This window comes from Pseudomonas sp. CH61, assembly GCF_059429415.1.
The window spans coordinates 3,602,668-3,624,251 of sequence record NZ_CM182098.1 but is presented as its reverse complement, the minus strand read 5'-3'; the positions used below and the strand labels follow the sequence as shown (position 1 = coordinate 3,624,251).

The following is a 21,584-nucleotide window of genomic DNA, read 5'->3' as shown; positions in this document are numbered from 1 at the left end:
GCCCGCACACTCAAACCATCAATCAACGACCTTCAAGTAACTCAGCCGCCTGATCCAGCAACGCCAGCGGATCCTTGGCCTTGTGAATATCCACCGACAACAACTGGCGGAATTTCCGCGCCCCCGGGAACCCCGTGCCCAGGCCCAGCACATGCCGCGTGATGTGATGCATCGCCCCACCGGCCAGCAAATGCTCGGCTATATATGGACGCAACTGCGCCAACGCCTCAGCCCGACTGATCACCGGCGCCGAACTGCCAAACAACTGCTGATCCACCTCCGCCAGCAAATACGGATTGTGATAAGCCTCACGCCCCAACATCACACCGTCAAACGTCTGCAAATGCTCATGGCAAGCCTCCATCGTCTTGATCCCGCCATTCAGCACAATCTCCAACTCCGGAAAATCCGCCTTCAGCTGCGCCGCCACGTCATAGCGCAACGGCGGAATGTCACGATTCTCCTTCGGCGACAACCCCTCCAGAATCGCAATCCGCGCATGCACGGTAAAACTCGTGCACCCGGCATCGCGGACGGTGCCGACGAAATCGCACAGCTCCGCGTAACTGTCCCGACCGTTGATGCCGATGCGGTGCTTTACCGTCACTGGAATCGACACCGCGTCTTGCATCGCCTTCACACAATCCGCCACCAGTTGCGGGTGACCCATCAGGCACGCGCCGATCATGTTGTTCTGCACACGATCGCTTGGGCAGCCGACGTTCAGGTTTACCTCGTCGTAGCCGTGGTCTTGAGCCATGCGCGCGCAGGCAGCCAGATCCAACGGAACGCTACCGCCCAACTGCAGCGCGAGAGGGTGCTCGGCTTCGTTGTGACGGAGGAAACGTTCGTGATCGCCGTTGAGCAGCGCACCGGTGGTGACCATTTCGGTGTAGAGCAGGGCGTTCTTCGATAGGAGGCGTAGGAAGAAACGGCAATGGCGGTCGGTCCAATCCATCATCGGCGCCACGCTAAAGCGGCGAGAGGGCTGCGAGCGGGATACGCTAGGGTTTACAGGCGCTTCAGGTTTTTCGAAATTCATTGGTACTGATCTTTTATACAGCGGTTTTTACCCATTTTTCCTTGTTTTTGGAAGTCGGTTGCTACAATGTAGCAAGCGTATTCGGCAATGTAGCAACTGGAAATGGGCACGATCACATCACGCAAGCGCAAGGACAACTCGACGGCCTATACGGCGCAGATACGGATCAATCGGGACGGGAAGACAGTTTATCAGGAAAGCCAAACCTTCGACCGCAAGCAGGTCGCCCAGGCATGGATCAAGCGCCGCGAGACGGAGCTGGCCGAGCCTGGTGCGATCGAGCGTGCGAACCGCAGGGGCGTGACGATCAGGAAAATGATCGAGCAGTACCTGGACGAGTACGAGAAGATCCGGCCGTTGGGCAAGACTAAGAACGCAACGCTCAATGCGATCAAGGATACCTGGTTAGGTGATCTCGACGACTCGGCGCTGACCAGTCAGAAACTTGTGGAGTTCGCACAGTGGCGAATGAGCGAAGAGGGCGGCGGTGTTCAGGCCCAGACGGTCGGTAATGATTTGTCGCACTTGGGTGCAGTTTTGTCTGTGGCGCGACCGGCATGGGGATACGACGTGGATCCGCTAGCGATGTCCGATGCGCGCAAGGTGTTGCGTAAGCTGGGCATGGTCAGCAAGAGCAAGGAACGAAATCGACGGCCTACGTTGGAGGAGCTGGACAAGATCATGGCGCATTTCTTCGAAATGCAGGAGCGTCGGAAAGCCCAGATCGACATGCCGAAGGTGATCGCCTTTGCGTTCTTTTCGACACGTCGGCAGGAAGAAATTACAAGGATTCGCTGGGATGATCTTGACGATTCGCGACAGGCTGTCCTCGTGCGCGATATGAAAAACCCTGGGCAGAAGATTGGTAATGATGTGTGGTGTCATCTGCCTGATGAGGCTTGGGCAATTCTGCAGAGCATGCCCAAGGTTGAGAGGGAGATCTTCCCTTACAACGCGAAGTCGGTGTCGGCCTCTTTCACTCGGGCGTGCCCGATGCTCGGTATCGAGGATCTGCATTTTCATGACCTGCGACATGAAGGTGTGAGCCGGCTTTTCGAGATGGACTGGGATATTCCGAGGGTATCGAGTGTGTCTGGTCATCGAGATTGGAATTCTTTACGAAGGTATACGCATCTGCGTGGAAGAGGGGATCAATATGCTCAGTGGCCGTGGTTAAAAAAACTGGTTAAGAAAGATTTGGCTGTGTTGTAGTTTTCATTATTGAGAGATGTGTAATATGGATGTGAAGGGTCTGATCGAATTATTGGCGAAAAATTTAATAGCTTTGGTCGTTTTGGTTATCGCCTTTGCGGGTGGGGTTTATTATTTGGCAGATGGCTTTCGCGATCTGGCAGAAAAGAGGCAGGAACTGACTCAGCGTGTCCAAGCGTTTGAAGCCGAGAAGTCGGAGTTCAAAGTGCAGCAGATTAAGACGGAATATGAGTTAAAAGAACGCATTGCTGTTGTGGCGCGTCGTGAGCAAGAGGCAGACAAGCGTTTTGCTCTCCTCGAATCGAGAGAAAGCGCTTTAGCAATTGCGGTCGATGGTCTTCAACAACAGGCTGTGATGCTTAGCAAGGAGCAGCGTGCTAAGGATGCTGAAGATAAAATTGAACGTTTGATAGCCCAATTTACTGATTTGGGGGTCAATTTATACGATAATCCTATGTGCTCTAATACCGAAGGTGTAAGAAAGTACAATACCGCGAAAGCAATATTCTCAATGATAAATTCATTGGCTAGGCAAAACTTCATGACTGGTAGGTATAGCGAGTTTATAAATAAGCATCGAGGTCGAGATTTTATTGATTGTCGATAATTGGAAAAGGGGCGGACGCCCCTTTTCTTATGCCGCTCTACCCATCAACCGGTTATGCTCTTTTGTTGCCTTTTCTCGCTGACGATCAATGTAGTCGGCTAAATCTTTGAGATGAATGCCAAGAGCGGCTTTCTGAGAGTTTGCACCTAGACGAACGACTGGTATATCTATTTCACCATCGAGTTGTTTTCGCTTGAACTTCTCTACTGTCAGATGCATGTAATCCGCGCAAACCCGATCAAGCGGGATGACGGCCTGTCCATCGTACTGAGCCATGAGTAGAAATAAGGTATTCATTGCAGCACCTCTGGTGTCGACATGCTCAGAGCAATTGCTACCGGTCGCACCCAGATCGATACATTGCTGAGCATGAAGGTCTCGCCAGCTTCAGAGAGCAGTAGCGTCATACCGAACACGTCGGCCATGGCTTTCGCTGCCGCGCGTGGCACCGCGTTGCCAATACGCTCGCGGTGGCTGCCATCATTGATTCCGTCCAACTGAAAGAATCGCGCATGCTCGATCTGGCGGGCGTGCTGCATCACTCGAATGTCACGAGCTGTCTGCGGGTCCTTTGACCAGTGTTCCTCGGGATCAAACAGCGACTGCAGCGCGGCCAGCTCCAGCGTGGTGAAAGGACGGTGCCAGGTATTGTCGAGGCTGGTGATCATGCAGGTCAGTCGGTCGTTGGCTGCCGGCATTCGCTGGTCTGCAACTGACCACCGGCCGTTGTCGTGGCAGGCGCTGGCGGATACGGCGCCGGCCGGGTCCTTCCAATCGACTACTCCGTAATGCCCGCCAGTCAGGTAAGCGTCACCTTTGCGGCGGGACATGCCCGGGCGCGGGTCTGCGATGGAAAGGGCTCCGCTGGCCACTTGTTGCGAGCCGGTCACGGTATTGGCTGATTCACTCCACGGCGTGATGCGCAGCTTTTGAGTACTGGCGCCCTTGTGCCAGTTTTTGTAAGCAGGATCCGCGACGGCGAAAGCGCCTTGGCCGGTGGTGCTGCCTGCGATAACGGTGCCAGCTGGTTTGGCGTAGTCAGTCACCAGGTACTTGCCGAAGCCCTTGGTTGGTTGTCGAGGATCTGCCACTGCCTGCCCACCTGAGCTAGGGCCGTGGCCAGCGGTGACAGTGCCGGCGGCTTGGTCGCTGTGCACCACCCTGAATACGTTGTTGTGACGTTCGCCGTTCATTCGAGGATCTGCAACGCTGAATGTGCCTTGCCCTGGGCTTCGCTGCCCGGTGACAACGCCACAGTGGCGATCGAAGGGCAGCACACCGTATTGAGTGTATTCGAATTTATTTGCAGGTCTTGGGTCTGCCACTGAAAACTTGCCATTGGTTGGCGTGGATCTACCGGCGACGGTGCCGGTGGTCTCCGTCCAGTCATGTACCCCAAGGTATCCAGCGCGATACTCAGGAACGATCAGGAAGTCGCGAAGATGACCCTCCTCGATCGCGAATCGGCTGAGGCTGCGCCAGTCTTTGCCGGCCTCTACCAAGGCCAATCGAACCCACGTTTTCCACTGCAGCGCTGGCACCCGGTGCATGGGGCCGGCCTGTTCGATGTCACCGGCCAGCGGCATGCGGCTCAGCACGTCACCGACGGCGCGCAGACTACGTTTCTCAGGCTCATAGAGGAACGCTGGCACTTTCTCGACGTGTCTGGCCACCAACAGAAATCGCTTGCGACTCTGCGCCAAGCCGCCGATCTCGCCGCAGTCGTGGGTGGTCTCGGCGACGGCGTATCCATAGAAGCTGAGCAGCTTGTTGATCTGGTCGAGCAGGTGACGGCCGCGAGTGGCCAAGCGTGGCACGTTCTCGAAGATGATCAGCGAGACGGGGTTGTGTTTCCATGCCTCGCACATCAGCCAGACACAGCGCAGCGTCAGTTCGTTCAGGGCCTGATACTTCGGCGTTTGGCTCATCGTCTCGGAGAGCAACCCCGACGCACCTTTGCACGGACTGCTGATGAATACGGCGTCCGGATCTTCATTACAGGCGGCGCGGCGTAGATCTTCAGCGGTGGCTTCTTTCCAGCCTGCAGGCGGTTCCTTTCCATGGAATGCGGTGAATTGCTCGCGGGTGAACAGATCCATCAGCGTACCTGGTACACCGGTCATCATTTGAAAGTCACGTAGTCCTGCGGGGTCAACGTCAACACCACCCAGGCATTGCCATTCGGCTTGCACCGAACCCAAGGCTGGCTTGGAATCACTAAAGCCTGCGGCACCGCTGCCCAGCCCGCAGCACATGTGGAAGTGTTTGAAAGTACGCTTGATCATAGGCGAACTCCTTTGGCTTGCTGGCCAACGAGTGCGGCGTGCTTCCACCCTCTGCGCTTCCATGCTGCGAAGCCTGCCCGGTACGCGTAATGCTCACGGGCGAACGAGTCGGATGTCTTCGCACCTGGTGCGGTGATGTACGTGTCTCGCTGGGCGCAGTACTGCAGGCCTTCGGGGACTGGGAACTCTTTCTCGAACTCAGCGCGCTCGTCGATCTGCGTCTTTTCGACGGCTGTTTGTGATGGGCTTTCAAAGTTGCTGTCGGGGTGCGTATACCCCACAGCAGGCTGCGCGGGCGGGCGATCCTGAGCGATTAGCGTTGCATTGTGTGTGGCTGCCTCGCGCAGCCTTTCGTGGGGTATAAGCGCCTCGGTGGTGCTGCTGGAAGAGGCAATAATGCCTGCTGCTTCGCAGCAGAGACTGTTTGTTTCTAGTGTGGCGACGCTGGTTTCTTTGCAGAGCAAAGCGGTCGTGGATTGGGTGTTGTGCCGGTCCTTTTGCATCCCGCTTTCCTCTGAGGTTTGGTTGCGCGTTGGTTCGTCAGTCGCTGGTAAAGCGTGTGCCGTGTAGCGGGGGTTGCCGGGTTGAGTAAGGTTCTCGGTCATGCTGCGTCTCCTGCATTGAAAGGAGCCAATTGCTGAGCCATTTCGAGTGCCTTATTACGTAGTACGCGGGTGTCGCGCTCCAGCTTTTTACCTGTGCGGAAGGCACTGAATGTTTCTGCGGCAATCCTGAGTTTTTCGGCGATTTCCAGCAGTGCCAGGTGTTCAGGTCCACCGAATGCCAGCGCTCCCTCCAGACGTTTGCTGTAATGCGCCAAGCGAGTACGGTCGGCTGTGATGAAGTGGAGGGACGCCTTCAATTCGCGAATGTTCTTGGCGCTTGCGGCGTGCTGGATCTCTTGCCCTTCCTCCACGCCGGTAGATTTGCCGTCGCTGTAACCCATTCTGTAGCCCGCCCAGACAAGGAGGGCTGCGAGGGCGATTAGGGCGATGAGTGCGCAGATCTGAATTGCGGTCATGTGGTGTGCTCCTGGTGATGTCATTGGCTGGTGGTGGCAGCCGCTCTCTTTGTGGTTGTTACTCGTTGGTGTCGTCCTGCTGCCGTTGCATGTCTTCGTCAGCTTTGTAGGCGCGGATGTCGATCAGGGAGGCGACGTGCCTGATGTGTGCGTACTTCGGTGCCTTGCGGCTGGTGTCCAGCGTGGTGATGGGGAGCTGGATGCGGCCGCTGCTGATCTCGGCCACAAACGATTGCTCGTTGAGATTGCGGAAGTACTGCTCGCGGACTTTGTCGAGTGGGATCAGGACGTCGCCGAAGACGCGGTAAAGCAATTCGACAGTGGCTGACTCCGGTGCTGGGTGCAGGCGCAGCGGGTTTTGTGCTGTGTTACTCATGGCTTTGTTGGGCCTCCTTGCGTTGTTTTCTGGCCGGGTGGTTCCAGGCGTTCAGGCAGTGGGTTCTGGTCAGCTCGCGCAGATGTTCGGGCACTTCGAGGAGCGCGGCGTTGCGCTCCTCTCGTGTCCGCATGGCAATGATCTGGCGGGCGTATTCCCTAGGCCACGTCACGGCTGTCTGCCGGGATAGCAGGCGGATCGATACCCAACTGTTCCGCTAGCCAGCGGATGCCAGGTTGTTTCACCTTGGTCGACTGGCTGTACTGCATGCCTAGCTGATCGTGGTACCACTGGCCGTCCTTGATTCGCAGGTAGTCGCGATCACGGTTGGGGTAGGTCGGTAGGTTCCGATCGTTGAGCAGATTTTTTTCACGCATGCGTGCAATGAGCTTTGGGCGAGTCAGACCGAGTTGGGTTGCAGCTTGGGCGAGGGTGCGTTCCATGGTGTGCCCCTCATGCCGCGTGTGCAGCTGGAGTTGCCGCTGCAGCAAGGTGGTTAATGGACTCGCTGACCTTGCTATAGATCTCGACATCGCTGCCGTACACGGTGAAGCAACGGGTGTGCGGGCTTTTGTTGCCGATGCTCAGAATGGTGGTGACACCTGATCGAGACTGAGTGCGATGAAGCGCGACGATTAGCGGGTAGTCGAAACCCATGTCGAGGTTCAGCACGCCGCCGGTGCGCACAAGCTCGAACACCCGCTGCTTATCCGATACCTCGAAGCGGCCGTATTCGCGGCTGGCGTGGGGGCGATGCAGTAGGTCGCTGGTATTGCTCGCGTCGAACGGACCGTTAGCAATCTCTTCGATGAAGTCGGCCAGCTTGAGATGCATCTTCTTTTCGTTCGGCAGGGTCAGAGTGTGGCGTTCGCTGCCCAACTCCACGACGAAGGTGCTTTCCGAGATGCCACGTTCAACCTTGAGGCGAAACGCCAAGCACTCGCGCCTAGGCGCAGTTCGCAGGACGTGGTTGAAGGTCTCGGTCAGATTGACCTGAGCATTGAGCAGCTGCAGGGTGCGGTTGTCGATTTTGTACTTGATCATGCTGCATGCCCTCCGCCGTTAGGATTGACTGGGGCAGGAGTAGTACAAGCTGTCAGCTTAGGTTTGCTGATGGCGAACGCGCAGCCGTACTCACGGGCCAGACGGCGGATCTCAAAGATCAGGAAGGGGTTAGCAGCGGCCGGGTGAACGTGAATGGTTGCTGTGGTGTGCATGGTCTTGCCTCGCTCTGTGGTGGAAGAGTGATGGCAATATCAACCAGTGGTTTATTTTTGTCAACAACCATAGGTTGACATCCTGTAAGGCTGGCTCTCTTATCTTTACTGACCGTCACCTGCATGTGATATTAAATCGATATGGGGCTTTGAATCAGTAGAGCTGTCGAGATCAAGGCTGTTGCGGAACAAATTAGGAGTTCAATTGTGGATGGAGCTTATATTGAAAAATTGCACGTGGGTAGTGTGCGTCAATTCGGCCAGTTTAATATCGAATTTAATAGAGGATTCAATTTTATCGCTGGACCGAATGGCTGTGGAAAGACATCAATTTTGACGTGTATTTCTCATTGTTTCAAAGGCTCCGACAGTGTCTCACGCTTTGATGAAACGTCGGAATTTTGGGTGGATATAGTTTTAGCAGAAAAGAAGTTTCGCGTAGGCCTTGCTCAAGGATCTTTCAAAAAAAGCGTTTATAGAAGCTCAAGTTTGCAATCTTGGAGTATGCCGCCTTCGGAAACAGGAAGGGAGTCGATAGATAGCTCAAGCATTAGTAGGGATATGAACGAATATTGCCCTTTATTTATAGGTGCGTATCGGAATATTAAATATAAGCGTCTTGCGGGGATGGCGCGGGAGAAAAGTGCGGACGAAAGCAAGCGAGAATATATTTCTAGATCATCCGATTTGCTTGAGGGTAGCTGGAGTCCAGATATAAAGCAGTGGTTGGTTAATAGGTATTTTATTATTGACAAGGAGTGGGCTTCGGAGGAGAGGACGAATTGGAATCATTTGTTGGATAATCTCAAGGTGATAGGCCCGTTTGAAAGTTGCTTTTCATTTGTGGAAATTGGTAGGGATCATGAGCCGTTGTTCTCGATTTACGGACGGCAGTGCTATTTAGAAGAGCTTTCTTCAGGCTATCAAGCAGTGCTTTCAATAATTGCAAACGTATTCGAGTGGGTTGAGAGCGTTAATGAGCCAGGTAGTCGAAGTGTTAAAGAGGCGAGTGGGACTGTATTAATTGACGAATTGGATCTTCATTTGCATCCTGAGTGGCAATTGACAGTGCGTGATGCCTTGAAGGCGATATTTCCAAACTTGCAGTTCATAGTGACAACTCATTCCCCTCATCTTCTAGCTTCTGCAAGGGGCAATGAAGTGATCGTTATGCCGTCAGGGCCGTTTCCGTTATCTTGTGATTTAAGCCCGACTCAGGAAACTTATTCTGGTTGGAGTACCGATCAGATTCTCGTTGATGTTATGGATGTGCGAAGTTTAGAAAATAAACTTCATGAGGAGTTAGTGGCGAACGCATTAGAGCAGGTAGATAAGAAGTCAGTGGAGGGGCTTAAAGCTGCTATTTCAGAACTCTCAAAGGTTTGTCATCCAAGTGATTCAATCGTTACAGTCCTGAATGCACGTTTGGCGTCCTTAATGGCTGTTCAGCAATGATTAAACTTATTAGAAAAGATGAGCCTGCAGTTTTAGTAAATAATAAAGACCAATGGTCGGCGGCATTGCTTGCTGCGGTTAAAAAATATGGTGGTTACACTGGGATACCAGATGCGGAGAAAGCTACGCTGACAGCGAATTATCGGCAACACGATATAAAAGACGCATTGATAGAAAGCTCGCATGGAAAATGTGCATTTTGTGAATGCGTCCCGGCAGAAGGCGGTAACGTTGAGGTAGAACATTTTAAGCCAAAGTCTATTTATCCAGACCTAACTTTTGAATGGTTGAATTTGCTGCCGTCATGTCGAAAGTGTAATGGTACTAAACTCTCTCACGATACAGGCCTAGAGCCGATTGTTAATCCCTACGATAATGATCCAGGCTTGCTATTTTATTTTGATGGTTTGCAGTTGAAAGTGTTTGATGGAGTAGAAAAATCTGTAGGCCAAAAAACTATTGAAGTTTGTGGTTTGAATACGGTGCGCTTGTGGCGGCCACGGGCAGATATATTGGTGAGTTTGTATTGCTTTGCCGGGAGTTTGGAGGATGCCCTAGCTGATTTCAAAAGTGCAGACACTACAAGAAAGCGAGTTAATAGGTTTAGAAAAATATCCGAGGCTGTGGATCAAATAGAGCTACTGGCTAACGAAAAAGAAAAATACTCTTTCTTTTGTCAAAGTTTTTTAAAGCAATGTATTCCGTATGTTGAAGCAAAACAGATGTTGGAGGGGGGATTTGAAGACTGAAGTTGCACAGTCTATTCAGGTATAAAAGAACCAACCACTTTCCCGCAAATATGTGTTTCTTCCGTAATGTCGATTATTGGATATTGCGGATTGATAGGTCTTAGAAATTGCCGGCCTGCATCCTCAACCAGAATTTTGAAAGTCGCTTCATTTGTTCTTGGTACTCTCGCAATTACACGGTCACCAGTTTTTGTTTCTGCTTCTGGATCGACAAAAATGATGCATCCCGTTGGATAACTGCGTCCAGGGCCTGGATTGGTCATTGAGTCACCGAGAACCTTCAAGGCATAGCCGTGGTTGCTAATCGGAACCGGGCACGACAACCAAGAGTCACTATCGTAACTCTCAATGTTTGAGATCGCCTCGCACCAAGCCCCAGCTTGAACCCACGAGATTAATGGCACCTTACCAAAGCGCTGATTGATTTCACTCACGTTGCTCAAGTCATTAGGGGCAAGAGTGCGAACGTTGCTTTGGCCACTCTGCTCCTTCGGCAGAACCCCGTACTCAAGCCATTCCCGCCTGACGCCAAGCCAAGAGCAGAGCGCAGACATGCTATCCGCCTCAGCCATGGCTTCGCCATTCAGCCACTTGCTGATGGCTTGGGTTGTTTTATCAACACCCACGCTTTTCAACTGACGATGAATATCCACCCCACGACCACGGGCGCGTACGCCAGCATCGTCGAGGGCTTCGTGTAAGCGCTCGCTGAAAGCTGCGCGGAGAGAATTTTTATCAACCATGAGTTGAGAGTCTCATAAAGGTTGCGCAATAGTCAGTTGATCTATAACATCAACCGCAAGTTGATAAGTGGAGGTTGTCATGTTGGACCCCGCAGTTTTTCCGAGCGCGATTGCGTTCGCGTTTGAAGCCGTCGGCGGCATCGGGGCCGCTGCAAAGGTTTGCGATAGAAGCTATCAAGCGCTGAACAAATGGCGTCAGGCAGCATGTCTACCGCGAACGGATTACACAGGTGAAACCAAATACGCCGAGCTGTTGGCAGCTGCTGCTAAGCAGAAAGGCAACGCATTCCAAGCGGCTTGGCTATTGAGCGCTTCGGCTCCACAAAAAGTTGCAGCTTAGTCAGAAAAAAGGCGACCAAAAGGTCGCCCAGTTCCTCCCGGCACGCACCACCACAGCGCTGTCGGGTCGCGGTAAAGCTAGGCGGGCACACCACATGCAACCACCTCTCTTTATCGCGCTTTTCCAAGGCTCGGAAGCCTTGGTGTTGCTGCCTTTTCCACCACAGATTGGGCAGCTGTTGCGCCAGGGGTGAGCAACGGATTGCTCGTCCCGGCACGGTGCCGGTGTCGATCCCGAAGATCTAGCCGGCGTTTGGGCCCTTTCAAGCCACGCGGCAAATGTATCACCACTGCATGTCGCGCGGCACTGGCAACTTACAAGGATTAATGCCATGAGCCGTATCGCTCTGAGTTCTGTTGAGCGGGCGCAGCGGGAAGTTTTGCCGCTCGATCTCGCGCTTTACCATGCTGCCCGGGACTACCCCGGCGGAGCCGCAGCCATCGCCGCCACCACCGGCCGGAATGCGACCACGCTGCAGCACAAGCTGTCCCCAACCCACCCAAGCCACACGGTGAACATTCAAGAGTTCGGCGAGATTCTGGAGCTGACCAAAGATCGCCGCATTTTGGACGCGGTGCATGCATTGGTGGGTGACACGACTTGGCAGGAGCTGGCTGAGGCATACACCAACGACATGCCCGAGACGTTGACCACCGGGATTGCCGAGTACTTCCGGCAGGTGGCGGATTTGGCGGATACCTGGGCCAAGAGCATTGGCGACGGGGTTGTTTCCGATGAGGAACTGGCCGCGATTCGCCTGCAGGTGTTCCGTGGGATTCAGGGGCTGTTGGGTTTGTTCAACCGCGCCACGTATGTCAACCAGACGACGCGGGGTGTTGATCGTGGCTGACATTGCTGACTTCGCTAATGACCTGGTGCTGGAGCGTGTTGATCAAGCGCTCGCTGCACGTCTTCTCGCCGCCAAGCCTGCCTTGGCGGCGCATTCGTTTCTTTTCTGCGAAACGTGCAATGACCCTATCCCGGAGGCTCGCCGTTTGGCGCAGCCCGGCTGTACGCAGTGCGTGGGATGCCTTGCCATTGAGGAAATGATGGAGGCTCGTCATGCTCGATGAGGTGTTGGGGCAATTCGCTGATTACGGCCTTGAGCCTGCGCAGCCTTTGGTGTTCGGCAAGCTGACACGCTGCAAGACGACGCAAGACAAGGGCAAGGAAAAAAACGGCTGGTATGTCGTTCATGAGCAGCGCACCGAGAAAGGCGAGACGCTGATCTTCGGCGCGTTCGGTGACTGGCGTTCGGGCGAGTCTCAGAAGATCAAGGTCAAGGCTGGACGGATGTCGCCTGAAGAACGCGAAGTTATGCGCGCTCGACAGGAGGAGGCCAAACGCCGCGCGGCTGAGATCTCGGCCAACGCGGCACGTCGTGCGGCGAAGCGTGCAGCGGGTATGTTCAAACGCATGCCAGAGAAGGGCCGTAGCGACTATCTGGATCGCAAGCAGATTGTTGGCTTCGGCGTTCGATACGCGCCGCGCTCTGGTGCGTTTCTGGTGCCGATGAGCAATGTTCGCGACGAGATTGTCGGCCTGCAGGTGGTGTTCCCGGCCAAGCAAGAGGACATCGGGCGGGACAAGTCCTATTGGCCTTATGGCATGTCGAAAGAGGGCGCTTTCCATCTGATCGGGCCGCACCCGGATCCGGGCGAGCCGGTGCTGGTGTGTGAGGGCTACGCGACCGGCGCAAGTCTGCATATGGCCACGTCATTGACCGTGGCCGTTGCGTTTGATGCGGGCAACTTGCTGGTGGTTTGCAAGGCCATGCGCGAGCGTTTCGCCGGTTGCCCACTGATCATCTGTCGAGACGATGACTGGAAGACAACCAAGCCTAATGGTGATGCGTGGAACCCTGGTGAAGAGAAAGCAAACAACGCGGCGCTAATTGTCGGTGGCCAGGTGGTCGCGCCGATCTTTTCCAGCGAGCGGGAAGCCAAGTGGACTGACTTCAATGATCTGCATGTCGCGGAAGGCTTGGAGGCGGTGCGCCGTCAGGTGTTGGCGGTGGTCAAACCCCCGGCCGCTGGTGGTTGGAAGGATCTGCTGGCACGCAGTGAAAGCGGCGCGCTGATTGCGCACATGCAGAATGTCGAGTTGATCCTGGCCAATGATGAGCGTTGGGCCGGGGTCATCAGTTACAGCGCGTTCAGTTCGAAGATCGTCAAGCTGCGTGCGGCGCCCTATGGCGGCGGCACGGGCGATTGGGCGGACATTGATGATGTGCGGGTGATGAAGTGGCTCGCGCAGCAGTACAACTTGCGGGTCAAGGCCTCGCATGTGATCGAGGCGGTGAGTGTGGTTGCGCATGACCATGCGTTTCATCCAGTGCGCCAGTACCTGCGCAAGCTGCAGTGGGATCAGGTGCCTCGGCTTGAAAGTTGGCTTACCGACGTCATGGGCGTAAAGGCGACAGATTATTCGGCAAAGGTCGGCAAGCGTTGGATGTTATCGGCGGTGGCGCGGGTGATGAAGCCCGGCTGCAAGGCCGACTCGGTGATGATTCTGGAAGGTGCGCAGGGCGCCGGTAAGTCGACGGCGATGAGCATTCTTGGCGGTGAGTGGTTCATGGACACGCCGTTTGCTCTCGGCGACAAGGACGGCTTTCAGGCGATCCGGGGCAAGTGGATCGTTGAGCTGGGCGAGTTGGACAGCTTCAACAAAGCTGAGAGTACGAAGGCCAAGCAGTTCTTCTCGGCGTCCACCGACACTTACCGCGAGAGCTACGGCCGCAGAACGATGGACGTGCCACGCCAGTGTGTTTTCGTGGGTACAACCAACCAAGACGAGTACCTGAAGGATGCCACCGGCAACCGGCGTTATTGGCCGGTCGCGTGTACCAAGGTAGATCTGGAGCTGTTGCGTTCGATGCGTGATCAGCTGTGGGCTGAGGCGGTGTTCTGTTACGACGCGGGCGATCTTTGGTGGGTGACGCTGGATGAGGCTGCGATGTTCGGCGAAGAGCAGGACGAGCGTTTTGTTGTGGATGAATGGGAAGGGCCGATTCTGACCTGGCTGGAAGAGTCGCAGATCGGCGAGACCGCAACCGGCAGTGATGTGCTGCTCAGTGCGCTGAAGTTGGACCTCGGGCATTGGGGTAAGCCGGAGCAGATGCGCGTCGGGGCGATCATGCATCGGTTGGGCTGGCGACGTGTGCGGTTGCCAGCGCTGGCGAAGAGCGGGCAACGGCCTTGGGCATACAAAAAACCGGCAGGGTGGGGCGGTGCTTCGGCGTTGCAGCGCGAAGCGTTCGAGGAGCCGTGTTTTGATTAAGGAGATCGATTCGCTGCTTCGGTTGTGGGCGCAGGAGCTGCATTCAGAACATTCGAAAGGAGGGCTGGCTGGGGGAAATATGGTTGCCATGATGATGGAGAGCAACGGGCAACTGATCAGGGGGAGGCGCGCCTTTCGTGCGCCGATGGAAAGCTCGTTAGATATTGAGCTGATCGTGAACAAGCATCTCGCGCCGGAGCTGGTGGCGGTGGTGCGTGAGCATTACTGCACGCTCGATGTGGATATGCGTTTGCGGTATGCACACTGCGGTTGTGGCCGCGACACGTACTACCAGCGTTTGCATGATGCGCATCTGCAGATCTTCAGCGTGATGTTGGGGCTGGCTGCGTGATCCCAGGTATTCGTCCGACTGTTGCTGTCCCACTGGCCCGTCTTGTCCCGCTGCGTTTGGATGCAGTGGGACAGGTGCGGGCCTTGTCGTTGTTGGGTTGTCCCACCGTCCCGCCTAGTAGTGCCTCCCGCCCGTGTGAGCATAGCGGGCGAGCACTACGCGCTTACGCGCGAACGCGTGTTCTTTAAATTTCTTCCTTTACACGAGAAAGTAGAAAGATAAGTAGGACAGTGGGGCAAAGCCCCGAATTCAGGCGCTCTCAGGCGTCCCACTTCGATTCTGAAAAGTGGGACGAATGGGACACCGCCGCAACAATAGAATGCCGGGGAGGTGTATTCGCCGACATTCGCTAGGCGTTCACCCTGCGTTACCCACTTATTCACCGGGTGGCATTAAAACAGGGTTGCTGCCACCGGAATCGACCTGTAAAAAGTAGTCATCTTCGATAGGTGCGACCGCAGAGAGCGGCAGGCACCACACCACCAAACCCGGCCATTGCGCCGGGTTTTTGCGTTTAGGAGTTGGCGATGACAAACGAGCAACAAGCGCTGGCAGAGATGCCGATCTGGTTAGTGATCGTCCTGGCTCTGGTCGGTGGCGTATCGGGGGAAATGTGGCGTGCGGACAAGGATGGGGCACGGGGCTGGGCATTGTTGCGCAGGCTCGCGCTTCGGTCGGGTGCCTGCATTGTCTGCGGGGTGTCGGCGATGATGCTGATGATTGCTGCCGGGATGTCGCTTTGGACGGCGGGCGCGTTGGGATGCCTGACAGCGATGGCGGGCGCGGATGTTGCCATCGGGTTGTACGAACGATGGGCCGCGAAACGGCTGGGCGTCTGCGAAGTGCCGCCAACCGGGGGCGAACAGGGGTGATGCACCGATCTGGTGCGCCGAGAACCGCCGGGGACCCTAGGGGTATCTGAAGGGCACGGGGTCGGAAACCCGCGGGAAACTGTTAGCGGGAGCGCCTCCAGCTTACTGAAATTCAATCCATTGAAATTGAAAGGTCTGCATTGAAAAGCCGTTGAAAGGAGGGCTTATGACAGAACCAACTTACCTGTCAAAAAGCGCCTTCGCGGCGCGGATCGGCAGGGCGCCGAGCTACATCACCTGGTTGAAAAACAACAACCGCCTAGTGCTGTCGCCGAACGGAAAACTGGTGGACGTACAGGCCAGCGAAGCATTGATTCGCGACACCGCTGACCCAAGCAAAACCGCCGTCGCTGATCGGCACCAACAAGACCGGATTCAGCGTGACGTTTACAGCCAACTCTCCACCTCGGTCGAGCCGACTTCCACGGCTGCGCCGCCGCAGGTTCTCACCAGCGATGGCAAGCAACCCGACTTCCAGAAGGCCCGCGCCCTGCGTGAACACAACATGGCCAAGCTGGCGGAGATCGAACTGGGCAAAGCTCAAGGCTCGCTGGTCTCCAAGGAGGCGGTGGAAACCGGTGCCTACAACGCCGGCCGATTGCTGCGCGACCAACTGTTCGGTCCGCTGCCGCAACTCTCCCACGACCTTGCCGCCATGACCGATCCCTGGCTGATCGAAAAACACCTGACAGCCACCTTCCGTCGAACGCTGGAGGAAGCCGAGCGCCTCTCTTCAGCAGATCTTGAGCATGCCATGACAACGGACTGAACCTATGCACACGGAATTTCCTGACGGTGCAGAGGTGTATCGTGAGGCTTATTTCCGTGGACTGCGCCCGGATCCAGATCTTTGGATTGATGAATGGGCCGACGAGTACATGCGAATCCCGCGTGACACCGGTGCCCCTGAGCCCGGCCAGTATCGCACCTCACGGACACCTTATGCCCGCGAGCCAATGCGCTGCCTGTCGCCGGCTCACCCCTGCAGACGCGTGGTCACCATGGTGGCCTCGCAGTTGATGAAAACCCAGATCGCCCTTAACTGGATGGGTGGACTGATCCACATGGCGCCGTCGAACATCCTAGCGCTTCTCCCCAGCCTTGGCCTGTCCAAGCGGGTTTCGGGGCGAATCAGCAAGACCATTAAGGCCACTCCCGTTCTGCGCGAGCGGGTCGCGGCCACCCGCTCGCGGGACGCACGCAACACGATGGACACCAAGGAATTCGAGGGTGGCTCGCTGTATGTCACCACCGCCGGTTCTGCGGCCAACCTTTCGGAGCTGTCGGCGCGTTATATCTACGGCGACGAAGTCGACCGCTGGGAGAACGACGTCGGCCAAGAGGGTGACCCCATCAAGCTGGCAGAGACGCGGGCAACCAACTTCGGTCGCAACGCCAAGATCTACTTCTCCAGCTCGCCGACGATCAAAGGCGCCTCGCGGATCGCTGACCTGTTCGAGTCCAGCGACCAGCGCTATTACTACGTGCCATGTCCTACCTGCGGTCACATGCAGGTGCTGGAGTGGGAGCGGCTGCATTACAGCAAGGACTTCAGCAATGTTCATTACGAGTGCGCGGCCCCTGAATGCGACGTGCTGATCGAGGAATACCACAAGAGCGACATGCTTGCCCGAGGCGAGTGGTGCGCCCATGCGGCTGGTGACGGAAAGACCGTTGGCTTTCATCTCAACGCACTTTATTCACCAACCGGCTGGATGGACTGGGCTTCACTTGCCATCGAGTTTGAGGACGCCAAAAAAGCCCAGGCTCAAGGTGATACGAGCCTAATGCAGGTGTTCTACAACACCCGTCTCGCGAAGGTCTGGGACAGCGCACTCGAACAGACCAAGGCGGAAGTACTGATCGCTCGGGCGCGGCTGGAAAACTACACCCTTGGTGCGATGCCGGTCGGTGTGCTGATGCTTACCGGCGCCGTCGACGTCCAAGCCAACCGTCTGGAGTTGATGGTGATGGGCTTCGGCGTCGGCATGGAGCGCTGGGTTGTTGACCACCAAATCATCTGGGGCGACCCGGCAGACGAACGCACCTGGGCGGTGTTGGACGAGAAACTCAAAGCTCGTTACCGGCATCCCTGCGGTGTGGGTCTGGCGATTCTCGCCGTGGGCGTCGACTCCGGCGGTCATCACACCGATGAGGTCTACCAGTTCTGCCGCGTTCGACGCTGGCGCAACATCTTCGCCATCAAGGGCGCGAGCAAGCCGGGCCGACCGGTGATTGCACAGCGCCCGTCCATGGTTGACGTGACGTGGAAAGGCCAGACCGAACGCAACGGCGCCGAGCTGTGGTTCGTCGGCACCGACACCGCCAAAGACTGGATCTACAACCGTTATCCATTCCCGGACGGTCCGGGATCGCTGCACTTTGCCAACGACCTGCCGGACGAATTCTTCGCCCAGTGCGTCGCCGAACGCAAAGTCGTGCGCTACGTGCGCGGCCACAAGCGCATCGAATGGGTGAAGGGCAAGGCAGAGCGCAACGAAGCGCTCGACCTGATGGTGTACTGCCTCGCCATGGCGCATTACCTCGGCATCAACCGCTACCAGGAACACGATTGGGACCGGGTGCGACAAGCCCTGGCCCAGTCCGGTTTGTTCGATGACGCCTTGAACATCAAGCCTGTTCAGGGCGAGCGACTTGATGTTGAGCAAACACCGGCGCCTGCTGCTGTACGCCAAGCCCAGCCCGCACCACCACCCACTGCACCGGTTACGCAAGCGCGACCGGCAGCACCCCCTCAACGCCGCAGCTCTACCAGCGGCTATCTGAAGAGACGCTGATATGTCCTTTACAAAAAAGCACCTCGACGCGGTTGAGGCGGCCATTGCTCGCGGTGAGAAAACTGTGCGCTACACCGACCGCACCGTGGAATACCGCACGGTCGATGAGCTGCTCAAGGCGCGGGAAGAAATACGCTCGTCGTTGGCAAGTGCAGCTGGGCCACGTTCACGCGTGGTCCGGCTGTACCATGCAGGGAAGGGGGTCTGATGGCCCGACAGTTTCCAACCCTGACCCGTTACGGATTCGTTCTGCCGTCCAATATCAAGGCTAGTTACGAAGGCGCTGGAGAAGGGCGCCGCTCCACTGGCTGGGACGCTCCCGACAACGGGATCAACAGCATCAACACGCCGGCATTGCGCAACCTGCGGTCGCGCTCCCGGGCGGCGGTTCGCAATGACCCGTACGCCTTCAACGTCATCGACAAGCGCGTCAGCAACCTGATCGGCACGGGCATCACTCCGAGGCCAACGACCGACGACGATGCGTTGCGCAAACTACTGCAGGAGCTGTGGGGGGATTGGGTTGATGAATCGGATGCGGATGATCGCACCGACTTTTACGGCCAGCAGGCGCTGGTGGCGCGCACGGTTGAAACCTCGGGCGAATGCTTCGTGCGGTTACGGCCGCGCGGTCTGGATGAAGGCTTGGTCGTTCCGCTGCAGCTGCAGATCCTCGCACCGGAATTCGTGCCGCACGACAAGTTCGAGACCACCAAAAACGGCAACGTCATCCGCGCTGGCATCGAATTCACCCCAGGCGGCAAGCGGGTGGCGTACTGGATGTACCTGTCACATCCGCGCGATGCAGCCTCGCTGAACGCCGGCTACAACCAATTGGTCCGCGTGCCCGCTGCCCAAGTGCTGCACATCTTCGAACCGGTTGAGCCGGGACAGTTGCGCGGTGTGCCGCGATTGTCGCCGGTGCTCAAGCGCCTGCGCAGTCTGGACAACTACGACGACGCGGTGCTGTTTCGTCAGGAAGTGGCCAACCTATTCGCCGGTTTCATCAAACGTCCGGCGCCGGACTCGGGACCGCTTCCCAGAGATCCGGTGACCGGTCAGCCGCTCGATCTGGATCGCGATGGCTTCACTCCGATGGTCGCGCTCGAACCCGGCACGATGCAGGAGCTGGGGGCAGGAGAGGAGGTTGAGTTCTCCAAACCGCCAGACGCTGGCAACAACTACCCAGACTTCATGCGTCAGCAACTGATGGCTGCGGCAGCGGGGTCTGGCACGCCTTACGAGATCCTCACCGGCGACATGCGCGGTATCAACGACCGAGCGCTGCGGGTGATGCTCAACGAGTTTCGGCGTCGCCTGGAACAACTGCAGTTCAGCGTGTATGTGCATCAACTTTGCCGCCCGGTACGGGCTGCGTGGATGGATATGGCGGTGCTGTCGGGTGTCTTGGTGCTGGACGATTACGCACAGAAGCGCCGCCAATACCTGCGCACCCGCTGGGTGCCACAAGGCTGGGCTTACATCCAGCCGGTGCAGGACGTGCAGGCGCGAGCGATGGAGGTGAGAGCCGGTTTTTCGTCGCGCAGCGAGATGGTCCTGCGTACCGGCTACGACGCCGAAACGGTCGATCTGGAAAACGCCGCCGATCTGAAGCGGGCCACAGAGCTGGGCCTCAACTACAACACCCTGGATGCCGTCGAAGACACCGACGACAAGGAGCAACCATGAGCAAGCGCGCGAAACCGCGTATTTACAACCGCGCCGGCAAACGCGTCGAGGTCAAGGACAAGACTTGGTACGCCGTTCATGCAAGCGGCGAGTCCACCGAGCGAGTGATCGAAGTCTTTGTCTATGGCGAGATCGGCGCGTGGGGCATCACTGCCAATCAGTTCGTGCAGGATCTGCGCGCCATGGACGACGGTGTGTCGCCGGTGGTCGCCGCGTTCAACAGTATCGGCGGTGACCTGTTCGACGGGCTGGCCATGCACAACGCGCTGTCGCGGCTGGGCGAGCGCTGCACTGGCCGGATCGATGCACTGGCAGCGAGTGCGGCCAGCGTGGCAGTGTGCGGTGCACACCGCGTAGTCATCGCGGCGAACGCCATGTTGATGATTCATAACCCCTATACCTATACAGGCGGTGACGCTGAAGATTTCCGCCGGGTCGCTGATGTATTGGATCAAACCTTGGAGGCGATCCTCGCGGCGTATAAGGCCAAGGCGCCGGACATCGATGACGCCGAGCTGCGGCGAATGGTTGATGCTGAAACCTGGCTGACTGCTAACGAAGCGGTGGCGCTTGGTCTTGCAGACGAAGTCGGCGACGGCATCAAGGTCAAAGCCTGCCTAGGCCAAGGCGCGGTCTTGCAACGGTTCCAGCACGCTCCCGCTGAGCTGGTGGCGCAGCTCGACGAGCCACCTGAGTCGGATCCCGAACTTGAACCTGTAGAACCTCCGCTGGTACCGCCTGTAGTCGACTCGGCCAAGTTGGCACTGATGATCACCCAGCGCTGCACGGCAGCGGGCATCAGCAACTTGGTCGAGTCGCTACTCAGTTCGACCAAGCTCGAAAGCGAAGAAATTGTTCTGGCCGGTCTGGCACGCGCCAAGGCGATTAACGACCTCTGCGTGGCCGCGCGGCTGCCTGAATTCAGCGCCGAGTATGTCGCGGCAGGTCTGGATGCGCCGGCGGTGCGGGCGCGTCTGTTCGACAAAATTGTCACCAGCGGTAAGGGCTTTGAAATCGACAACAGTCTGCCGCTGGCGGACGACCTGGCGCCCAAGGTGCTGGCCAAACAACCTGACCCCAACTCGATTTGGGCTGCTCGACAAGCGGCCCAAACTGGAACCGCGCAAAGCGCGAAAGGAGCACGAGCATGACCATCAAACAGGAACCGATGCACGCAGGTGAATTCCTGCTGTCCGAAGGTGCCGGCACAATTTCGCGCGAAGCGATCAACGTCGCGGCCGGTCCAGCGTTGTGGCCGGGGCAAATCCTTGGGCTGGTGACCGCCTCCGGTGAATTCGCAGCCTACGAACCGACTGCTGAGGACGGCACCGAAAATGCTGTCGCCATTCTCTACGGCCCGCTTGGCGAATCTGATGTTGTTCGTCGCGGCCGCGCCGTGGTGCGGTTGGCCGAAGTCAGCGAAGCACATTTGATCGGCCTCGATCTGTCCGCCGAGAAAGCACTCGCCACTCATTTCGTGATCGTCCGCTAAGTCGATCCTTCTTTGTATGCATCCCGCCGCGTGCGGGATTTTTCGTTTCTGGAGA

Annotated in this window: 25 protein-coding genes; 16 read left to right on the top strand and 9 right to left on the bottom strand. The window is 56.8% G+C overall.

The features are described from left to right. Positions 1–22: 22 nt before the first annotated feature. Complete coding sequence (gene dusA / locus AC5SEM_RS16185; RefSeq protein WP_495470828.1) at positions 23–1,042, bottom strand: tRNA dihydrouridine(20/20a) synthase DusA; 1,020 nt, start codon at positions 1,040–1,042, stop codon at positions 23–25. Between the two features lie 102 nt (positions 1,043–1,144). On the opposite strand from dusA, the gene AC5SEM_RS16180 reads away from it, so the two are divergent. Both AC5SEM_RS16180 and AC5SEM_RS16175 read left to right on the top strand, forming a co-directional pair. Beyond that, on the top strand, positions 1,145–2,254 hold the full coding sequence (locus tag AC5SEM_RS16180) for a site-specific integrase (RefSeq protein ID WP_495470827.1): 1,110 nt from the start codon (positions 1,145–1,147) through the stop codon (positions 2,252–2,254). A gap of 25 nt (positions 2,255–2,279) precedes the next feature. After that, positions 2,280–2,861, top strand: a complete 582-nt coding sequence (locus tag AC5SEM_RS16175) for a hypothetical protein (protein WP_495470826.1) — start codon at positions 2,280–2,282, stop codon at positions 2,859–2,861. A gap of 27 nt (positions 2,862–2,888) precedes the next feature. Here the strand turns inward: AC5SEM_RS16175 and AC5SEM_RS16170 are convergent, their stop codons facing one another. The 7 genes from AC5SEM_RS16170 to AC5SEM_RS16140 form a co-directional block, all read right to left on the bottom strand. Next, a complete protein-coding gene (locus AC5SEM_RS16170) occupies positions 2,889–3,158 on the bottom strand; it encodes a pyocin activator PrtN family protein (protein ID WP_471877550.1) in 270 nt (89 codons plus the stop codon). Next, on the bottom strand, positions 3,155–5,146 hold the full coding sequence (locus AC5SEM_RS16165; protein ID WP_495470825.1) for a DNA cytosine methyltransferase: 1,992 nt from the start codon (positions 5,144–5,146) through the stop codon (positions 3,155–3,157). The genes AC5SEM_RS16170 and AC5SEM_RS16165 overlap by 4 nt, the downstream gene beginning before the upstream one ends. After that, entirely contained in the window at positions 5,143–5,751 is a 609-nt protein-coding gene (locus tag AC5SEM_RS16160) for a hypothetical protein (protein WP_495470824.1), read from the bottom strand. The genes AC5SEM_RS16165 and AC5SEM_RS16160 overlap by 4 nt, the downstream gene beginning before the upstream one ends. Then, on the bottom strand, positions 5,748–6,167 hold the full coding sequence (locus tag AC5SEM_RS16155; RefSeq protein WP_495470823.1) for a hypothetical protein: 420 nt from the start codon (positions 6,165–6,167) through the stop codon (positions 5,748–5,750). The genes AC5SEM_RS16160 and AC5SEM_RS16155 overlap by 4 nt, the downstream gene beginning before the upstream one ends. A gap of 58 nt (positions 6,168–6,225) precedes the next feature. Then, positions 6,226–6,543, bottom strand: a complete 318-nt coding sequence (locus AC5SEM_RS16150) for a pyocin activator PrtN family protein (protein WP_495470822.1) — start codon at positions 6,541–6,543, stop codon at positions 6,226–6,228. A gap of 158 nt (positions 6,544–6,701) precedes the next feature. Then, positions 6,702–6,986: a phage antirepressor KilAC domain-containing protein gene (locus tag AC5SEM_RS16145; RefSeq protein WP_495470821.1), complete on the bottom strand. Its 285-nt coding sequence runs from the start codon at positions 6,984–6,986 to the stop codon at positions 6,702–6,704. A gap of 10 nt (positions 6,987–6,996) precedes the next feature. Continuing rightward, positions 6,997–7,587, bottom strand: coding sequence for a hypothetical protein (locus AC5SEM_RS16140; RefSeq protein ID WP_495470820.1), 591 nt, complete (start codon positions 7,585–7,587; stop codon positions 6,997–6,999). A gap of 380 nt (positions 7,588–7,967) precedes the next feature. On the opposite strand from AC5SEM_RS16140, the gene AC5SEM_RS16135 reads away from it, so the two are divergent. Further along, the gene (locus tag AC5SEM_RS16135) at positions 7,968–9,215 is read left to right on the top strand and encodes an AAA family ATPase (RefSeq protein ID WP_495470819.1); all 1,248 of its coding nucleotides are present in this window, start codon (positions 7,968–7,970) and stop codon (positions 9,213–9,215) included. Then, positions 9,212–9,964, top strand: a complete 753-nt coding sequence (locus AC5SEM_RS16130; protein ID WP_495470818.1) for an HNH endonuclease family protein — start codon at positions 9,212–9,214, stop codon at positions 9,962–9,964. The genes AC5SEM_RS16135 and AC5SEM_RS16130 overlap by 4 nt, the downstream gene beginning before the upstream one ends. An 11-nt stretch (positions 9,965–9,975) precedes the next feature. On the opposite strand, the gene AC5SEM_RS16125 is transcribed toward AC5SEM_RS16130, so the two are convergent. Further along, positions 9,976–10,707: a LexA family protein gene (locus AC5SEM_RS16125; RefSeq protein WP_495470817.1), complete on the bottom strand. Its 732-nt coding sequence runs from the start codon at positions 10,705–10,707 to the stop codon at positions 9,976–9,978. 79 nt (positions 10,708–10,786) lie between these two features. Here AC5SEM_RS16125 and AC5SEM_RS16120 point away from each other — a divergent pair, with 79 nt between their 5' ends. From AC5SEM_RS16120 to AC5SEM_RS16065, 12 genes are all read left to right on the top strand, one after another. Beyond that, on the top strand, positions 10,787–11,047 hold the full coding sequence (locus AC5SEM_RS16120; protein ID WP_495470816.1) for a hypothetical protein: 261 nt from the start codon (positions 10,787–10,789) through the stop codon (positions 11,045–11,047). A gap of 331 nt (positions 11,048–11,378) precedes the next feature. Beyond that, positions 11,379–11,897 carry a phage regulatory CII family protein gene (locus tag AC5SEM_RS16115; protein ID WP_083366735.1) on the top strand — a complete coding sequence of 173 codons (519 nt, stop codon included), beginning with the start codon at positions 11,379–11,381 and terminating at the stop codon, positions 11,895–11,897. Further along, complete coding sequence (locus tag AC5SEM_RS16110; RefSeq protein WP_495470815.1) at positions 11,890–12,120, top strand: TraR/DksA C4-type zinc finger protein; 231 nt, start codon at positions 11,890–11,892, stop codon at positions 12,118–12,120. Before AC5SEM_RS16115 ends, AC5SEM_RS16110 begins: the two co-directional genes overlap by 8 nt. Continuing rightward, positions 12,110–14,326: a virulence-associated E family protein gene (locus tag AC5SEM_RS16105; RefSeq protein ID WP_495470814.1), complete on the top strand. Its 2,217-nt coding sequence runs from the start codon at positions 12,110–12,112 to the stop codon at positions 14,324–14,326. Before AC5SEM_RS16110 ends, AC5SEM_RS16105 begins: the two co-directional genes overlap by 11 nt. Then, positions 14,319–14,678, top strand: coding sequence for a PA0613 family protein (locus AC5SEM_RS16100; protein ID WP_495470813.1), 360 nt, complete (start codon positions 14,319–14,321; stop codon positions 14,676–14,678). Before AC5SEM_RS16105 ends, AC5SEM_RS16100 begins: the two co-directional genes overlap by 8 nt. Before the next feature lie 527 nt (positions 14,679–15,205). Further along, positions 15,206–15,550: a phage holin family protein gene (locus tag AC5SEM_RS16095; protein WP_495470812.1), complete on the top strand. Its 345-nt coding sequence runs from the start codon at positions 15,206–15,208 to the stop codon at positions 15,548–15,550. 166 nt (positions 15,551–15,716) lie between these two features. Then, a complete protein-coding gene (locus tag AC5SEM_RS16090; RefSeq protein ID WP_495470811.1) occupies positions 15,717–16,319 on the top strand; it encodes a terminase small subunit in 603 nt (200 codons plus the stop codon). 4 nt (positions 16,320–16,323) lie between these two features. Continuing rightward, the gene (locus AC5SEM_RS16085) at positions 16,324–18,348 is read left to right on the top strand and encodes a phage terminase large subunit family protein (RefSeq protein WP_495470810.1); all 2,025 of its coding nucleotides are present in this window, start codon (positions 16,324–16,326) and stop codon (positions 18,346–18,348) included. A 1-nt stretch (position 18,349) separates the two neighbouring features. Continuing rightward, positions 18,350–18,556: a phage head-tail joining protein gene (locus AC5SEM_RS16080; protein WP_008087653.1), complete on the top strand. Its 207-nt coding sequence runs from the start codon at positions 18,350–18,352 to the stop codon at positions 18,554–18,556. Beyond that, positions 18,556–20,037 (top strand): phage portal protein, encoded by a 1,482-nt coding sequence (locus tag AC5SEM_RS16075; RefSeq protein WP_495470809.1) that lies wholly within the window; start codon positions 18,556–18,558, stop codon positions 20,035–20,037. Before AC5SEM_RS16080 ends, AC5SEM_RS16075 begins: the two co-directional genes overlap by 1 nt. Next, the gene (locus AC5SEM_RS16070) at positions 20,034–21,188 is read left to right on the top strand and encodes a head maturation protease, ClpP-related (RefSeq protein ID WP_495470808.1); all 1,155 of its coding nucleotides are present in this window, start codon (positions 20,034–20,036) and stop codon (positions 21,186–21,188) included. The genes AC5SEM_RS16075 and AC5SEM_RS16070 overlap by 4 nt, the downstream gene beginning before the upstream one ends. After that, positions 21,185–21,529, top strand: coding sequence for a head decoration protein (locus tag AC5SEM_RS16065; protein WP_495470807.1), 345 nt, complete (start codon positions 21,185–21,187; stop codon positions 21,527–21,529). Before AC5SEM_RS16070 ends, AC5SEM_RS16065 begins: the two co-directional genes overlap by 4 nt. The last annotated feature ends 55 nt before the right edge of the window (positions 21,530–21,584 follow it).

Coding starts and splice junctions, on each gene's coding strand:
- dusA (WP_495470828.1), bottom strand. CDS start 1,042: ATGAATTTCGAAAAACCTGAAGCGCCTGTAAACCCTAGCGTATCCCGC.
- AC5SEM_RS16180 (WP_495470827.1), top strand. CDS start 1,145: ATGGGCACGATCACATCACGCAAGCGCAAGGACAACTCGACGGCCTAT.
- AC5SEM_RS16175 (WP_495470826.1), top strand. CDS start 2,280: ATGGATGTGAAGGGTCTGATCGAATTATTGGCGAAAAATTTAATAGCT.
- AC5SEM_RS16170 (WP_471877550.1), bottom strand. CDS start 3,158: ATGAATACCTTATTTCTACTCATGGCTCAGTACGATGGACAGGCCGTC.
- AC5SEM_RS16165 (WP_495470825.1), bottom strand. CDS start 5,146: ATGATCAAGCGTACTTTCAAACACTTCCACATGTGCTGCGGGCTGGGC.
- AC5SEM_RS16160 (WP_495470824.1), bottom strand. CDS start 5,751: ATGACCGAGAACCTTACTCAACCCGGCAACCCCCGCTACACGGCACAC.
- AC5SEM_RS16155 (WP_495470823.1), bottom strand. CDS start 6,167: ATGACCGCAATTCAGATCTGCGCACTCATCGCCCTAATCGCCCTCGCA.
- AC5SEM_RS16150 (WP_495470822.1), bottom strand. CDS start 6,543: ATGAGTAACACAGCACAAAACCCGCTGCGCCTGCACCCAGCACCGGAG.
- AC5SEM_RS16145 (WP_495470821.1), bottom strand. CDS start 6,986: ATGGAACGCACCCTCGCCCAAGCTGCAACCCAACTCGGTCTGACTCGC.
- AC5SEM_RS16140 (WP_495470820.1), bottom strand. CDS start 7,587: ATGATCAAGTACAAAATCGACAACCGCACCCTGCAGCTGCTCAATGCT.
- AC5SEM_RS16130 (WP_495470818.1), top strand. CDS start 9,212: ATGATTAAACTTATTAGAAAAGATGAGCCTGCAGTTTTAGTAAATAAT.
- AC5SEM_RS16125 (WP_495470817.1), bottom strand. CDS start 10,707: ATGGTTGATAAAAATTCTCTCCGCGCAGCTTTCAGCGAGCGCTTACAC.
- AC5SEM_RS16120 (WP_495470816.1), top strand. CDS start 10,787: ATGTTGGACCCCGCAGTTTTTCCGAGCGCGATTGCGTTCGCGTTTGAA.
- AC5SEM_RS16115 (WP_083366735.1), top strand. CDS start 11,379: ATGAGCCGTATCGCTCTGAGTTCTGTTGAGCGGGCGCAGCGGGAAGTT.
- AC5SEM_RS16105 (WP_495470814.1), top strand. CDS start 12,110: ATGCTCGATGAGGTGTTGGGGCAATTCGCTGATTACGGCCTTGAGCCT.
- AC5SEM_RS16095 (WP_495470812.1), top strand. CDS start 15,206: ATGACAAACGAGCAACAAGCGCTGGCAGAGATGCCGATCTGGTTAGTG.
- AC5SEM_RS16090 (WP_495470811.1), top strand. CDS start 15,717: ATGACAGAACCAACTTACCTGTCAAAAAGCGCCTTCGCGGCGCGGATC.
- AC5SEM_RS16085 (WP_495470810.1), top strand. CDS start 16,324: ATGCACACGGAATTTCCTGACGGTGCAGAGGTGTATCGTGAGGCTTAT.
- AC5SEM_RS16080 (WP_008087653.1), top strand. CDS start 18,350: ATGTCCTTTACAAAAAAGCACCTCGACGCGGTTGAGGCGGCCATTGCT.
- AC5SEM_RS16075 (WP_495470809.1), top strand. CDS start 18,556: ATGGCCCGACAGTTTCCAACCCTGACCCGTTACGGATTCGTTCTGCCG.
- AC5SEM_RS16070 (WP_495470808.1), top strand. CDS start 20,034: ATGAGCAAGCGCGCGAAACCGCGTATTTACAACCGCGCCGGCAAACGC.
- AC5SEM_RS16065 (WP_495470807.1), top strand. CDS start 21,185: ATGACCATCAAACAGGAACCGATGCACGCAGGTGAATTCCTGCTGTCC.